Source organism: Lysobacter yangpyeongensis, assembly GCF_042655745.1.
Classification (GTDB): domain Bacteria; phylum Pseudomonadota; class Gammaproteobacteria; order Xanthomonadales; family Xanthomonadaceae; genus Agrilutibacter; species Agrilutibacter yangpyeongensis.
The window spans coordinates 497,452-512,449 of the sequence record NZ_JBHSNM010000002.1 but is presented as its reverse complement, the minus strand read 5'-3'; the positions used below and the strand labels follow the sequence as shown (position 1 = coordinate 512,449).

The window sequence follows — 14,998 nt, the reverse complement described above, 5'->3', positions numbered from 1 at the left end:
ATCGCGCCCATGGGGTCCTACAACAAGACGGAAGCCATCGACTCATGACCATGACCAGACTGTCCCTGATCGTCGCTGCAGTCCTCGCGCTGTCGGCCTGCGATTCCGCCGAACAGCAGAAGGCCGCCGCGCAGGCCGCCGCGGCCGCGCGGGCCGCCGCGAAGGAGCAGAAGGCGCAGGAGCTGGGCAAGCAGTTCGACCTGCAGTACGCGCAGCACAACTGGGTGCTGGCGCGCGCGCACGGCGAGGAACTCGTGGTGATGTATCCCGACAGTCCCGTCACCGCGCGCATCCGCGCGCAGTACGAGGAAGCCAAGGCCAAGGCCGAGGCCGCGCGCGAGCAGCAGCGCATGGCGGCGTTGTGGGAATACCAGAGCATCGAGGTGAAGGGCGGCCACCAGCTGTCCGCCGCGATCTATTCGAAGAAGCCGGTCGACACCGGCGTGGGCACCGCGCAGCCGGTGCGGCTGATCTTCCGCGACCATCCGTCGTGGGGACGCAGCAGTTATCTCGTGCTGGAGAACGGCGACTTCGACTGCTACGGCGGCTGCAAAGTGCAGGTGACCCTCGACGACAAGGCGCCCAAGGCCATGGCGGCTTCGCGACCGAAGACCGACGAGGCGATCGCGATGTTCATCGAGGACGAACGCGCGCTGTGGCGCATGGCGGGAAGCGGGGCCAGGACGATGAGCATCGAATTCCCGGTGAAGATGGGCGGCAAGCGCACCGCGGTGTTCGAGGTCGGTGGGCTGGACAAGGGCAGGCTGCCGAAGTGGTGAGCTGCCGCACCATTGTGTTGGTATTCGCGGCGGCGTTGGCCGTGTCGGCTTGCAGCGCGCCAGCAAACTCTGCGGCATCGGGTTCGCAGGAGGGCACGGTCGAGTTCGCAGAGCCAAGGACCGAACTTTCGTTGCCGGTGCCGGGTTCGAAACGGGCAAATGCGCTCGAAGCGATGGTGAAGGCGGATGCCTTCACACTGTATTCCTTGCAGCCGTGGACACCGCCGCATCCACCAACGCCCGCACCGGATGCGCGATCGCCGGAATACGACGCCTACTCCAAGGCACAAAGTGCAGCGTGGGAACGCAGCCAGCGCGAGTGGTGCAGCCGTGACGCATGACTTTACGACAACAAGCTGCTTGGAAAGACCCGGGTCGTCTCCGGCAAACCACGCAGCCAGGTCGAGACGGCCTTGCGTGAGTCGCTGCGGGATGTGCCCAACTACGCCACCGCTTGCGTGGCCGAATACCGGCATGCGGTGGAGTTCCGCGCCGACGGCCACCTCTACCAGGTCCTGCTTTGCTATCACTGTGGGCAGCTGGCGGTCCTGATCGATGGACAGAGCGATGGGGACGAGCAGACCTACAACATGGGCGACGAGAAAGCGCTCGACGCCATTCTCCGCGCAGCCGGGGTGCGGCTGGCACCCAAATCGGAGTAATCAGCGTTTCACGCCCCCGGGCCGCGACGGGAGTAAGCTCGACCGCGACGGCGTGCCGGCCCGCAGGACCTGCAGCGCCCGGTCGGCGCCGCAGGATGCGCGCGCCGCGTCCACCAGCGGCGCCGCCGCACGGGACGGAAGGCGGATGCCTCGCGGAGGGAGTCATGTTGTCCCCACGCCTGCACAACCTGCTCGATGAGCACCACGCGCCATACCAGACCCTCGTCCACGACCGCACCGTCACCGCGCACGAGACCGCCGCCGCTTCGCACGTCCATCAGCAGCAGTTCGCCAAGACGGTGATGCTGAAGGTCGACGGCAGGCTGGCGATGATGGTGATGCCCGCGGCCTATCGCGTCGATCTCACCCGCCTGTCGCGCGCGCTCGGCGGCGGCGTGGTCGAGCTCGCCAGCGAAACCGAATTCAAGGACGCCTTCGCCGATTGCGAGGTCGGCGCGATGCCGCCGTTCGGGCATCTGTACGGCATGCCGGTGTACGTGGATTCGCGCCTGGCGCAGCAGCCGGAGATCGCCTTCAACGCCGGCTCGCACACCGATGCGGTGCGCATGCCGTACGAGGAATTCGAGAAGCTGGCGCAACCCGAGCTGCTCTGGCTGGCGCATGTGATGTGAGGCTGGAGGAGCGGCGAGGACCGCTTCCTCCGCTTGCAGCGTGTTGGCGACCGTTCGTGGACGACGCGGACGCGCGCTGACCGCGTGTCAACGCGCGGATCCGATACCGCGCGTTTCCCCACACCTGTTGTCCGACGCAAGGAGTTGCCGATGGACCGTGTGCTGAAGACCTGGATCGCCCCCGCGCTGCTCGGTGCCGCGGGCCTCGCCGCCGCCCCGGCCTGCGCGGCCAAGACGCTGTTCTTTTCCGGCATGACCTGGACGGTGCGGCCGAACGGGCAGGGCGGGCCGCGCAACAACACCTGGTGCGAGGACAACGCCTTCGTCGATGCCAACGGCGACCTGCACCTGCGGATCAGCAAGCTCAAGGGCAACAAGTGGTGCGCGGCGGAGATCGTCAGCGATCTGCGTTTCGGTTACGGCACCTACCAGTTCCAGCTGAAGAGCCGCGTCGACCTGCTCGACCGCAACGTGGTGCTGGGCTTGTTCAACTACCCGACCGCGGACGTCGGCCCCGATGCCACCAACGAGATCGACATCGAGTTCGCGAAGTGGGGCGATGCGAAGGCCGACATGCTCAACTACACCGCCTGGCCGGTGCAGGCCGCGCTGGGGCCGTGGGGCAACACGTTTCCGCTCGCGCTCGACGGCAGTGCGAGCACCCATCGCTTCATCTGGCAGCCGACCTACATCCGCTACCAGTCCACGCACGGCCATTACGACGACAACCGCTTCCCCATCGCCGACTGGACGTTCGCGCCGGCCGATTACGCGCAGCGCATCGCGCACGCGGCGATGCCGGTGCACATGAACCTGTGGCTGTTGGCGGCGCCTTCGAACAGGAAGGGGGTGGAGGTGGTGGTCAGTCGGTTTACGTATACGCCGTAGCTTGTATACGCCGTGGCGCTGGTCGTCAGGGGTGCGCCGGGTGTTGTTTTTGCTCGTTGTTCCCCAGGACCGCGCGGGGGTTGCTTTTGCTCGTCATTCCCCAGGACCGCGCGGGGGTTTGCTTTTGCTCGTCAGTCCCCAGGACCGCGCGGGGGGTGCTTTTGCTCGCCATCCCCCAGGATCGCGCGGGGGTTGCTTTTGCTCGTCATTCCCCAGGGACGCGCGGGTGTTGTTTTTGCTCGTCATTCCCGCGAAAGCGGGAATCCAGTGGCTTTGCTTTTTGGTTTTTGCTGTTGTTTTTGCCGCACCCTCACCGGCGCGGCCCGCCAGCAACGCGAGTGCCGATTATCCTGGGCAACGGCAAAGGCGCTGGATTCCCGCTTTCGCGGGAATGACGATCAAGAGCAAGGACGAGGGCAAGAGCGACGACATTGGATTCCCGCTTGACCGGACATTCGTCCGTTGAAAACCGCGGGAATGACGATCAGGAGCAAGGGCAAGAGCGACGACACTGGATTCCCGCTTTCGCGGGAATGACGAGCAAAAGCAGGGGCAAGAGCAAGAGCAGATCAAGCCCAACGTCAACAACCCCAGCAATCAAACCGACCGACGCAAAAAAGGCCGCCCTCAGGCGGCCTTTCGCACAATCACTTCCCGCCGCTACTCAGAGTGCATACCCGAACTGCTGCTTGAACTGCTCGGCGAACTCCTCGTAGTCGAAGCGCTGGTTCTGCGTGCCCGGGTGCTCGACCTTCAGCGCGCCCATCAGGTTGCCGATGCGGCCGATGGTCATCCAGTCGTAGCCCTTCTCGATGCCGAAGATCAGGCCGGCGCGGAAGGCGTCGCCGCAGCCCGTGGGATCGGTGACGCGGCGCTCGTGCGCGGGCGGCACGTCGTACTTCTTCTCGGCGGTGTGGATCTCCGCGCCCTTCGGGCCGCGCGTGCAGATGTAGGCCTTCACCCGCGAGACGATGTCCTTCTCGCTCCAGCCGGTGCGTTCCTGCAGCAGGTTCGACTCGTAGTCGTTGACCGTCACGTAGTCCGCCAGCTCGATGAAGTCGCGCAGTTCGGCACCGTTGAACAGCGGCATCGCCTGGCCCGGGTCGAAGATGAAGGGAATGCCGGCTTCGGCGAATTCCTTCGCGTTCTGCAGCATGCCCTCACGGCCGTCGGGGCTGACGATGCCGAAGCTCACGCCGGGCACGTCCTTCACGTGGTTCTCGTACGACCGCATCATCGCGCCCGGATGGAAGGCGGTGATCTGGTTGTTGTCGTGGTCGGTGGTGATGAAGGCCTGCGGCGTGAACAGCTCGTCGATGATCTTCACGCGGTCCAGGCGCACGCCCATCTGCTCGAAGTGCTCGCGGTAGGGGCCGAAGTCCTGGCCGACCGTGGCCATCGGGATCGGTTCGCCGCCCAGCAGCTTGAGGTTGTAGGCGATGTTGCCGGCGCAGCCGCCGAACTCGCGGCGCATCCGCGGGACCAGGAAGGACACGTTGAGGATGTGCACCTTGTCCGGAAGGATGTGGTTCTTGAACTGGTCCGGGAACACCATGATGGTGTCGTAGGCCAGCGAGCCGCAGATCAAGGCTGCCATCGGCAAGTCGTCCTGGTGGAGTGCCCCGGCGAGGGGCGGATCGGATGGGTCCCGGACGGTGCCGGGGGCGCCCGCAGGCGCGCGGCGCGTAGGGTAGCCGTTGCCCCGGGGGGCGGGCCAGCGGCTGCTCATTTTTTGAGCAAAATTTCCTTGTCTGGACAAGGGGCTGCGCGTAGTCTACCGGGCTCCCTGTGCCCTTCCCCTGGACCGGTTTCGACCGGCAAAACGGCTGATTTCGCGATGTTCAAGAAGTTCCGCGGCATGTTCTCCAACGACCTGTCCATCGACCTGGGCACGGCCAACACCCTCATCTATGTCCGCGGGCAGGGAATCGTGCTGAACGAGCCGTCCGTGGTCGCGGTGCGCCAGGACCGCGTGATCGGCGGCAACCGCTCGGTGGCGGCGGTCGGCTCGGAGGCCAAGCAGATGCTCGGCCGCACCCCGGGCCACATCAACACGATCCGGCCGATGAAGGACGGCGTCATCGCCGACTTCACCTACACCGAGGAAATGCTCAAGTACTTCATCCGCAAGGTGCACAAGTCGCGCTTCCTGCGCCCCAGCCCCCGCGTGCTGGTCTGCGTGCCCTGCGGTTCGACCCAGGTCGAGCGCCGCGCGATCAAGGAATCGGCCGAGGAGGCCGGTGCCCGCGAGGTCTACCTGATCGAGGAACCCATGGCCGCCGCCATCGGCGCCGGCATGCCGGTGACCGAGGCCCGCGGCTCGATGGTCGTGGACATCGGCGGCGGCACCACCGAAGTCGCGGTCATCGCCCTGAACGGCATCGTCTACTCGCAGTCGGTGCGCATCGGCGGCGACCGCTTCGACGAAGCCATCATCAGCTACGTACGCCGCACCTACGGCACCCTGATCGGCGAAACCACCGCCGAGCGCATCAAGCTCGAGATCGGCTGCGCGACCCCGCAGAAGGATCCGCGCTCGATGGAAGTCTCCGGCCGCAACCTCGCCGAGGGCGTGCCGAAGATGGTCAAGCTCAATTCCAACGAGGTCTACGAGGCCCTGCGCGAACCGCTGGCCGGCATCGTCGCCTCGATCCGCCTGGCGCTGGAACAGACCCCGCCGGAACTGTGCGCCGACGTCGCCGAGCGCGGCATCGTCCTCACCGGCGGCGGCGCGCTGCTGCGCGACCTGGACCGCCTGATCAGCGAGGAAACCGGCCTGCACGTGCAGGTCGCCGACGATCCGCTGACCTGCGTCGCCCGTGGCGGCGGCCGCGCGCTGGAACTGGTCGACATGCACGGCAACGAGTTCTTCGCGCCGGAGTGAGGCGTGCAGAAGCGGGAATAGGGAATAGGGAAGGGGGAATGATGATTTCCCGGCGCATCCTGTGATGCAGCTTCCTGCACCTCCAGTGGGCTTACTGGATATTCCCCTCCTGCGGTCACGCCGGATGCCTGCTGCGCGTGCTGGCTTGCGGGGAACCAACGTTCCCCATTCCCCACTCCCCATTCCCGCTCTTTCGATCCCCTGACGTGCCTCCCTACGCCGGTCCTTCCGCAAGCCGCTCCGGCGAGATCGCCGAGACCCTGCGGCTGCTGGCTTATCTGGCCCTGGCCGTCGTCCTGATCGTGCTCGACCACCGCGGCGGCTGGCTCGCGCGCACGCGCCAGCAGGCGCAGGCGCTCGTGCAGCCGGTGCGCGCCGTGGCCGGGCTGCCCGGTCGCGTGATCCAGAGCGTCTCCACCGACGCCGGCACGCTGGGCCAGCTCACCGCCGAAAACCGCCGCCTGCGCAACGAGCTGCTGGTCGAACGCGCGCGCATGGCGCGGCTGGCGACCGTGAATGCCGACAACGCGCGGCTGCGCGCGCTGCTGGGCGCGTCCGAGCAGGGCAGCCTCGACGTGCAGCTCGCCCCGGTGCTCGACATCGACCTGGACCCCACCCGCCAGCGCCTGGTCCTGCGCGCCGGCAGCGGCGACGGCGTGCGGGTGGGCCAGACCGTGATCGACGCCGGCGGCGTGGTCGGGCAGATCATCGAAGTGGCGCAGCTGCAGTCGACGGTGCTGCTGATCACCGATCCGGACCATGCCATTCCCGTCGCGATCGCCCGCAACGGCGTGCGCCTGGTCGCCTACGGCACCGGCCGCGCCGACCAGCTCGCGCTGGCGAGCGTGCCGCTGTCCAGCGACGTGAAGGTCGGCGACGTGCTGGTGACCTCGGGCCTGGGGGGGCGTTTCGCCGCCGGCTTCCCGGTCGGCACCATCACCGCACTGCGTCCGGACGAGAGCCGCGCCTTCCTGGTCGGCGACGTGAAGCCCGCGGCCCAGCTCGATCGCGGCCGCGACGTGCTGCTGCTGCGGACCTTGCCGGCGCGCCCGGTGATCGGGGAGCCGGGAGCGGGGATCAAGGATTCGGGACTGGAAGCGAAAGCCGACGCTTCGAAGCCGGCAGTGGATGCTGACGCGCCCCAGCAGGGCGCGAAGCCGGCCGGCGCCACCGCGCCGCAGAAGGGTGCCAAGCCCGCTGCCGCACAAGGCTCGCTGCCGCCCAGCCCGCCCGCCGCCAGACCCCGAATCCCGAATCCCGAACCCCGGGTCCCGGCCCCAGAGGAGCAACGCTGATGCGCGCGCGTTCGCCCTGGATCCTGCCGCTGAGCCTGCTGATCGCCCTGCTGCTGGCGCTGCTGCCGGTGCCGCCGATGCTGCAGGCGTTGCGCCCGTACTGGCTGGCGCTGGTGATGGCGTACTGGGTGATGGAGGACCCCGAGCGCGTCGGGCTCGGCTTCGCCTTCCTGATCGGGCTGGTCGCCGATCTCGTCGTGGGCAGCCTGTTCGGCGAACAGGCGCTGCGCCTGGTGGTGATCACCTTCATCCTGCAGCGCTTCCGCGCGCGGCTGCGTTTCTTCCCGATGTCGCAGCAGGCGCTCGCGGTCGGAGCGCTGCTGCTCAACGACCGCATCGTGACCGCGGCCGTGCACCTGACCCTGGGCGCGCCGCTGCTCAATTCGCTGTCCTGGTTCTCGCCGCTGGTCGGCATGCTGCTGTGGGTTCCCGTGTTCATGCTGCTCGACGGGCTGCGCATGGGCGGCTGGCGGAGACGATAGGACGTCATGAGTTTCCGTCCGCGTCGCCGGGTGCTGAAGAACGCCGCGCTGGAGGCCGACCAGTTCCGCCGGCGCGCGTTCGTCGCCTTCGTCGGCGTGCTGCTGGCGCTGGGCGGGCTGGCGCTGTGGTACTTCCGCCTGCAGGTGTGGCAGCACAGCGAGTACGTCACGCGTTCGGAAGAGAACCGCATCAAGCTGCGTCCGGTCGTGCCGGCGCGCGGGCTGATCTACGACCGCAACGGCCGCATCCTCGCCGACAACGTGCCGGCGTTCCGCCTCGACGTCACCCCGCAGGAAGCCGGCGACAGCAGGAAGTGGCTGCCCGAACTGGCCAGGATCGTGTCGCTCTCGCCCGACGACATCGCCAGCTACGAGGCCAACCGCCACGTCGCGCGCGGCTACAAGCCGGTGACGCTGAAGCTGCGCGTGACCGAGGAGGAAGCGGCGCGCTTCGCGGTCGATCGCTGGCGTTTCCCCGGCATCGAGCTGCAGTCCTATCTCAACCGGCGTTATCTCTACGGCGAGCTGTTGTCGCACGTGATCGGCTACGTCGGCCGCGTCGATGCCGACGACCTCAAGACGATGAGCGAGAGCGACGCGGCGCTGAGCCACGTCGGCAAGACCGGGCTGGAGCGCTTCTACGAGCAGCAGCTGCGCGGCAAGGTCGGCTACGAGAAGATCGTCACCAATGTCGACGGGCGTCCGGTGTATTCGGCGGGACGCGTGCCCGCGCAGCCCGGCGCCGACCTGCGCCTGAGCATCGACCTCGACCTGCAGCAGGCGATGGTGACCGCGTTCGGCGACATGGACGGCTCGGCGGTGGCGATCGATCCGCGCACCGGCGAAGTCCTCGCGATGGTGAGCCTGCCGGCGTACGACACCAACCTCTTCGTCAACGGCATCTCACACACCGATTACCGCGCGCTGATGGACAACCCGTCGCGGCCGCTGTTCAACCGCAACGTGCTCGGCGGCGGGCCGCCGGGTTCGACGGTGAAGCCGCTGATCGCGCTCGCCGGCCTCGACAGCGGGCTGCGCACGCCCGAATCCAAGGTGTTCTCGACCGGCACGTTCTACATCCCCGGGCAACGCCGCGGCTGGCGCGACGCGCACGGCGCGGCGGGCTGGACCGACCTGCGCAAGTCGATCTCGCATTCGGTGAACTTCTACTACTACAAGCTCGCCTACGAGATGGGCATCGAGCGCTTCGCCCGGTACATGTACAAGTACGGGTTCGGCGCGAAGACCGGCATCGATCTGGCCGGCGAGAACATCGGCGTGGTGCCTTCGCCGGAGTGGAAGCGCAAGCGTTCGAAGGAAGGCTGGTATCCGGGCGAAACCGTGAATGCCGGCATCGGCCAGGGCTACTGGGTCGCCACCGTGCTGCAGCTCGTGCGCGGCACGGCCGCGATCGCCAACGGCGGTTACCTGCGCCAGCTGCATCTCGTCGACGATCGCCGCGACGGTTACGACCGTCCGTGGACGCCGCTGCCGCTGGCCGAGCCCGTGCGCATCACCGAGAACATGAGCAACCTGCGCGCGGTGCAGGAAGGCATGATCGCGACCATCCACGGCGGCGGCACCGGCGCGGCGATGGCGCGCGGCGCGCCGTACATGATGGCCGGCAAGACCGGCACCGCGCAGAAGATCAGCCGCAAGGGCAACCAGAGCTTCGATCCGCATTCGCTGCCGTACAACCTGCGCCACCAGGCGTTGTTCGTCGGCTACGCGCCGGCCGACAACCCGACCATCGCGGTTGCGGTGTCGGTCGAGCATGGCGGCTTCGGTGGTTCCGCGGCGGCGCCGATCGCGCGCAAGGTGTTCGACGCGTGGCTGCTGAAGAAGATGCCCGAGCCGGTCGAGGGCGTGACGCGTTCGCCGCAGGGCGGGGTGCTGATGCCGGGACGCGCGCCGCCGGCGGCGGTGCAGCCGCTGGCCGCGAAGCAGACGGCACCTTCGCTTCCGCTCCCTTCTCCCGCCGGGAGAAGGGCCGGGGATGAGGGGGCGGCGCAAGCGGGTGTGGCACCCGTGGCGAGTGCGGGGACACGTCCGACAACGCAGCGCGACTCCGCAGAGCCTGCATCCGCCCTTCCCGCAGCGGCTTCGCAACCGCCTCGGCCCGCTCCGGAATCGGGTAGGAAACCGCCGCAACCGCAACCGCAACAAGCGCAACCGCAACCGCAACCGCAACCGCAACAAACGCCGCAACACGCGCCGGAGCCGGCAGCGGCGCCGATCGAGCCTTCCCCGGAGCCGACGCGATGAAGCTGATCCTGCTCTGGCTGTTCGACCTGCTGCGGCGCTTCACGCGCACGCTCGACCTGCCGCTGCTCGGCGCCCTGCTCGCGCTGATGACGATCGGCCTGGCGGTGCTGTACAGCGCGGGTGACCAGTCGACGAGGCTGGTGTTCGCGCAGGGCTCGCGCTTCGCCATGGGCCTGGGCGTGATGTGGGCGCTGTCGCGCCTGCCGCCGACGCAGCTGCGCAACTGGACGCCGTGGGTGTACGGCCTGTCGATCGTGCCGCTGCTGATCGTGCTCGCGATCGGGCAGGGCAAGCACGGCAATCTGTGGATCAACCTGGGCGTGTTCTATTTCCAGCCGGCCGAGGTGCTCAAGCTCAGCCTGCCGATGATGGTGGCCTGGTACCTCAACCGCCGTCCGTTGCCGCCGCGCTTCGGCGTGGTCGTGACAGCCGCGGTGATCATCGGCGCGCCGACCCTGCTGATCCTGCTGCAACCCGACTTCGGCACCGCGATGCTGGTCGGCATCAGCGGCGCGTTCGTGCTGTACCTGGCGGGCCTGCCGTGGTGGTGGTTCGGCGCGGCGTTCGCGTCGGTGGCCGCGATCGCGCCGGTGGCGTGGTTCTGGCTGCTGCGGCCCTACCAGAAGGACCGCATCCTCACCTTCCTCGATCCCGAATCCGATCCGCTGGGCACCGGCTGGAACATCATCCAGTCGAAGATCGCGATCGGCGCCGGCGGCATCACCGGCAAGGGCTGGGGCGAAGGCTCGCAGTCGCACCTCAACTACATTCCCGAGCACACCACCGACTTCATCTTCGCGGTGCTGAGCGAGGAGTTCGGCTGGCTCGGCGTGTTGGTCGTGCTGACGCTGTACCTGTTCGTGATCGGTCGCTGCCTGTGGATCGCCGCCGGCGCGCGCGACGGCTATTCGCGCCTTGTCGCCGGTGCGCTCGGCCTCGCGTTCTGCGTGTACGTGATCGTCAACGGCGGCATGATCGCCGGGCTGTTGCCGGTGGTCGGCGTACCGATGCCCTTGCTGAGCTACGGCGGCACCTCCGCGGTGTCGCTGCTCGCGGGGCTGGGCGTGGTGATGGCGGTGAACGCGCATCGTCCGGTGCATGCGAGATAGATGGAGCGGGAACAGGGAATGGGGAAGCGGGAACAGGGAATGATGGTTGCCTGCGATTTCCGGTTTCCTCAACGCGGCAAAGTGACAGCTGCGCCTGTTCCCTGTTCCCCGTTCCCGCTGTTCACACCATCACCTGACTCGCCGCCATATCCCGCGCAAAACAACGGTTTTTCCCGTGGGAATCGCGTGCTACCCTCGGCCGCGATGACCCGATGCCCGTCCCCCTCGCGTGCGTGGTTCAAGGCGGTGCAATCCGCGCTGGCCTGCGTTCCGATCCTCGCACTCGCCGCCTGCGCCACGCGGGTGCCGCCGTCCCCACCGGACACGCCCGCAGCGACAGCCGTCCGGCCCGTCGCGGCGGGCATGACCGCCGCCGATGCGATCGTCGCCGCGCTGCCCGCGCCCACGCCGCCCAGCGATGCGGTGCGCGCGGCGTTCGTCGCCGAGACCGCGACGAAGTACGGCCTCGACGCGGCCTACATCGAATCGGTGCTGGCGCAGGCGAAGATCCGCGAGAGCACCATCACCGCGATGGCGCGTCCGGCCGAGACCAGGCCCTGGCGCGACTACCGTCCGATCTTCGTCACCCAGGCGCGCATCGACGGCGGCCGCGCCTTCCTCGCCGAACATCGCGAGCAGCTCGCACGCGTGGAAGCGCAGTACGGCGTGCCGGCCGAAGTCATCGTCGCCATCCTCGGCGTGGAGACCAGCTGGGGCGGCAACACCGGCAAGACCCCGGTGCTCGATGCGCTGTACACGCTGGCCTTCAACTACCCGCGCACCAACGCGCCCGACCGCATCGAACGCGAGAACCAGCGCGAGGCCTTCTTCCGCGACGAACTCGCGCAGCTGATGAAGCTGGGCAAGGAAACCGGACTGGACATCACCACGCTCACCGGCAGCTACGCCGGCGCGATGGGCTGGGGCCAGTTCATGCCGTCCAGCTACCGCGCCTACGCGGTCGACGGCGACGGCGACGGCATGCGCGATCTGTTCAACGATCTCGACGACGTGTTCGCCTCGGTCGCGAACTACTTCGTGAAGAAGGGCGGCTGGATGCGCGGCCAGCCGGTGATGGTGCGCGCGAGCTACGTGCCGGGCGGCGTCGCGCTGGTGGATTCGAAGGGCCCGGTGCATCCGCTGGAGACGCTGGCGCAGGCGGGCTACCGTCCGCTGGAAGCCGTGCCCGCCGGCATCACCGGCGCGCCGATCGTGCTCGACGGCGACAGCGACGAGTACTGGCTCACCTTCCGCAATTTCCGCGCGATCTTCAGCTACAACAACTCGATCCGCTACGCGACGGCGGTCTATCAGTTGTCGCAGCTGATCGCGCAACCGGCGCAGAGCGTGGCCCCGGCGGAGACGCCCACCGCCCCGAACGGACAGCCCGGCGCATGAGGGCCTGGCTGGGCATCGCGCTGATGCTGGGCCTGGCGGCCTGCGCCGGCGCGCCGAAGAAGTCCGCACCGCCCGCGGCGGCGGGCGCGAAGTCGCAGGGCCACGACGGCACCGCGACGACGACAGCGCGGCGCAAATCGCCGTACGCCCCGGCGCAGGAAGATCCCGCCAAGCGCGGCGACTACGTCGCCGGCGGCCTGTACGCCCCCGGCGTGCGCGACAGCGTCCCCGACGACATTCCCGACGTCGACGCGATACCCGAACCCGAAGTCACCGACGAACCGCGCTCGCCCGTCGGCAACCGCAAGGTGTATTCGGTACTCGGCAAGAAGTACGAAGTGCTCGACGACGCCGAAGGCTATGTCGAGACCGGCATCGCCTCGTTCTACGGCAGGAAATTCCACGGCCGGCGCACCTCGAACCTCGAGGTCTACGACATGTACGCCTTCAGCGCCGCGCACAAGACGCTGCCGCTGCCGAGCTTCGCGCGCGTCACCAATCTCGACAACGGCAAGTCGGTGATCGTGCGCATCAACGATCGCGGCCCGTTCCACGCCGGTCGCCTGATCGATCTCAGCTACGCGGCCGCGACCAAGCTCGGTTATGTCAGCAAGGGCACCGCACGCGTCGAAGTGCGCGCGCTGACGCCGCGCGACGTCGCCCACGCCGCACCGCCGCAGGCGCGCGATCCGGAGCCTTCGGCGATCGACCGCCTGGTGGCGGCGATGCCGGTGGCGACGGCCGCGGCCGCGGACATGCCCGGTCCGCGCTCGGGCGCCGCGGAACAGCGTTTCGACATGCGCCAGGACGGTCGCACCATGACCGCGGCGGAATTCGATGCGTGGATGAAGTCGCGGCAGTTGCGCATCGCCACGGGACGACCGGGGAACGCATCCGCCGACGCAGCGAACGCTGCAACGACGCCGCCGCCCGCGGCCGCCTCGACCCCCACCGGATCCGCACCGGTCCCGCCGACGCCAGCCGGAGCCGAAGACGGTCGCGTGTTCCTGCAGGTCGCCTCGTTCGCCGCGCGCGCCAACGCCGATCGTGCCCTGGCCGTGCTGCAGGGTGCCGGCATCGCTGCGGCCGCGCTGTCCGACGGCGATGCCCACGGCCGCAAGGTGTGGCGCCTGCGCGTGGGTCCGCTCGCGGCCGCGGCCGCTCCGGAACTGGCCGCGCGCATCGTCGGTCTGGGCTTCGGCACGCCGCAACGCGTGCGGGAGTAGCATCGGCCCGCCATCGCGAGGTGCGCGTCGCGACGCCTCGATTTTCCGGTTTTTCGTGTTTTACCGCTGTTCCCGCCATTCCCTCGCAGTAGCAGGCCGCACGCACGGCCGACGGAGTAAGTCCCGCAATGATCCCGCGCCCCATGAAATCGCGCTTCGCCCTCGCCGCCCTCCTGCTCACCTCCACGCTGGGCCTGGCCCTGGCGCAGACGCCTGCGCCCAAACCTGCCGCGCCGCCCGCCAGCGATGCGATGCCGGTGCCGCCGCCGCCGAAGGTGACCGGCACCTCGTGGGTGCTGATGGACTTCGCCAGCGGCAACGTGCTCGCGGGCGACAGTTACGACACCCGCCTGGAGCCGGCGAGCATCACCAAGGTGATGACCAGCTACGTGCTCGCGGCGGAAATGGCCGGCGGCAAGATCAAGCCCGACGACCAGGTGATGATGAGCGAGAACGCCTGGCGCACCGGCGGCGCCGGCACCGACGGCAGCTACAGCGGCTTCGAGGTCAACAAGACCGCGCCGCTGGAAGCGATGGAGAAGGGCATGGCGGTGCAGTCCGGCAACGACGCCGCGATCGCCCTGGCCGAGCACGTCGCCGGCAGCGAGGACGCCTTCGCCGCGCTGATGAACGCCTATGCCAAGCGCATCGGCATGAAGAACACGCACTTCGTCAACGCCACGGGCCTGTCGGCCCAAGGGCACTATTCGACCGCGCGCGACCTCGCGCTACTCGGTCGCGCCTTCGTCCGCGATTACCCCGAGACCTACGCGTACAACAAGATCAAGGAATTCACCGTCGGTCCGATCACCCAGCCCAACCGCAACCGCCTGCTGTGGCTGGATCCCACCGTCGACGGCATCAAGACCGGCCACCACTCCGGCGCCGGCTACTGCCTGATGGCATCGGCCAAGCGCGGCGACCAGCGCCTGATCAGCGTGGTGATGGGCTCGACCTCGGACGACCAGCGCACCAGCGACAGCCAGGCGCTGCTCAACTGGGGCTTCCGCTTCTTCGAGACGCACAAGCTGTACGACGCGGGCAAGGCGATCGCGAAGCAGAAGGTGTGGAAGGGTGCGGCCGACGAGGTGAGCCTCGGCGTGGCCGAGCCGTTGCTGGTCACCGTGCCGCGCGGCCGCTACGCGCAGTTGAAGCCGTCGATGGACGTGCCCAAGACGCTCGTCGCGCCGCTCAAGCAGGGCCAGAAGATCGGCACGGTGAAGGTGGTGCTGGACGGCAAGGTCGTGGCGCAGCGTCCGCTGGTGGCGATCAACGCGGTGGACGAGGGCGGCTTCTTCAAGCGCCTGTGGGACGAATTCTGGATGTGGTGGGAGGCGGACTGAGCGTCGCGCGCCACCGTTTTGCAGAACGAGAGAAG

The 14,998-nt window shown here is 68.3% G+C and carries 14 protein-coding genes and 1 pseudogene; 14 read left to right on the top strand and 1 reads right to left on the bottom strand.

Features of this window, described 5'->3' with window-relative positions:
- Nucleotides 1-50: 50 nt before the first annotated feature.
- The 6 genes from ACFPN1_RS09160 (at nt 51) to ACFPN1_RS09135 (ending at nt 3,427) form a co-directional block, all read left to right on the top strand.
- On the top strand, nt 51-779 hold the full coding sequence (locus ACFPN1_RS09160) for a hypothetical protein (protein WP_386754587.1): 729 nt from the start codon (nt 51-53) through the stop codon (nt 777-779).
- Nucleotides 776-1,120 carry a hypothetical protein gene (locus ACFPN1_RS09155; RefSeq protein ID WP_386754586.1) on the top strand — a complete coding sequence of 115 codons (345 nt, stop codon included), beginning with the start codon at nt 776-778 and terminating at the stop codon, nt 1,118-1,120. Before ACFPN1_RS09160 ends, ACFPN1_RS09155 begins: the two co-directional genes overlap by 4 nt.
- 72 nt (nt 1,121-1,192) lie before the next feature.
- The gene (locus ACFPN1_RS09150; RefSeq protein WP_386754585.1) at nt 1,193-1,441 is read left to right on the top strand and encodes a hypothetical protein; all 249 of its coding nucleotides are present in this window, start codon (nt 1,193-1,195) and stop codon (nt 1,439-1,441) included.
- A 164-nt stretch (nt 1,442-1,605) separates the two neighbouring features.
- On the top strand, nt 1,606-2,073 hold the full coding sequence (locus ACFPN1_RS09145) for an aminoacyl-tRNA deacylase (RefSeq protein WP_386754584.1): 468 nt from the start codon (nt 1,606-1,608) through the stop codon (nt 2,071-2,073).
- Nucleotides 2,074-2,223: 150 nt separating this feature from the next.
- Nucleotides 2,224-2,961 (top strand): glycoside hydrolase family 16 protein, encoded by a 738-nt coding sequence (locus tag ACFPN1_RS09140; protein WP_386754582.1) that lies wholly within the window; start codon nt 2,224-2,226, stop codon nt 2,959-2,961.
- 226 nt (nt 2,962-3,187) lie between these two features.
- A complete protein-coding gene (locus ACFPN1_RS09135; protein WP_386754581.1) occupies nt 3,188-3,427 on the top strand; it encodes a hypothetical protein in 240 nt (79 codons plus the stop codon).
- A 198-nt stretch (nt 3,428-3,625) separates the two neighbouring features.
- On the opposite strand, the gene ACFPN1_RS09130 is transcribed toward ACFPN1_RS09135, so the two are convergent.
- On the bottom strand, nt 3,626-4,558 hold the full coding sequence (locus ACFPN1_RS09130) for a carbohydrate kinase family protein (RefSeq protein WP_386754580.1): 933 nt from the start codon (nt 4,556-4,558) through the stop codon (nt 3,626-3,628).
- 240 nt (nt 4,559-4,798) lie between these two features.
- On the opposite strand from ACFPN1_RS09130, the gene ACFPN1_RS09125 reads away from it, so the two are divergent.
- The 8 genes and pseudogenes from ACFPN1_RS09125 (at nt 4,799) to ACFPN1_RS09090 (ending at nt 14,963) form a co-directional block, all read left to right on the top strand.
- A complete protein-coding gene (locus ACFPN1_RS09125; RefSeq protein WP_386754579.1) occupies nt 4,799-5,845 on the top strand; it encodes a rod shape-determining protein in 1,047 nt (348 codons plus the stop codon).
- A gap of 206 nt (nt 5,846-6,051) precedes the next feature.
- Nucleotides 6,052-7,140, top strand: a complete 1,089-nt coding sequence (gene mreC, locus ACFPN1_RS09120) for a rod shape-determining protein MreC (RefSeq protein ID WP_386754578.1) — start codon at nt 6,052-6,054, stop codon at nt 7,138-7,140.
- A complete protein-coding gene (gene mreD, locus ACFPN1_RS09115; RefSeq protein WP_386754852.1) occupies nt 7,137-7,622 on the top strand; it encodes a rod shape-determining protein MreD in 486 nt (161 codons plus the stop codon). Before mreC ends, mreD begins: the two co-directional genes overlap by 4 nt.
- A 6-nt stretch (nt 7,623-7,628) precedes the next feature.
- A pseudogene (gene mrdA, locus ACFPN1_RS09110) lies at nt 7,629-9,602 on the top strand (penicillin-binding protein 2); the annotation flags it as partial.
- Between the two features lie 281 nt (nt 9,603-9,883).
- Nucleotides 9,884-10,996, top strand: a complete 1,113-nt coding sequence (gene rodA, locus ACFPN1_RS09105) for a rod shape-determining protein RodA (RefSeq protein WP_386754577.1) — start codon at nt 9,884-9,886, stop codon at nt 10,994-10,996.
- 204 nt (nt 10,997-11,200) lie between these two features.
- Nucleotides 11,201-12,394 carry a lytic murein transglycosylase B gene (gene mltB, locus ACFPN1_RS09100; protein ID WP_386754575.1) on the top strand — a complete coding sequence of 398 codons (1,194 nt, stop codon included), beginning with the start codon at nt 11,201-11,203 and terminating at the stop codon, nt 12,392-12,394.
- Complete coding sequence (locus ACFPN1_RS09095; protein WP_386754574.1) at nt 12,391-13,620, top strand: septal ring lytic transglycosylase RlpA family protein; 1,230 nt, start codon at nt 12,391-12,393, stop codon at nt 13,618-13,620. Before mltB ends, ACFPN1_RS09095 begins: the two co-directional genes overlap by 4 nt.
- A 143-nt stretch (nt 13,621-13,763) precedes the next feature.
- Nucleotides 13,764-14,963: a D-alanyl-D-alanine carboxypeptidase family protein gene (locus ACFPN1_RS09090; RefSeq protein ID WP_386754573.1), complete on the top strand. Its 1,200-nt coding sequence runs from the start codon at nt 13,764-13,766 to the stop codon at nt 14,961-14,963.
- Nucleotides 14,964-14,998 lie beyond the last annotated feature (35 nt).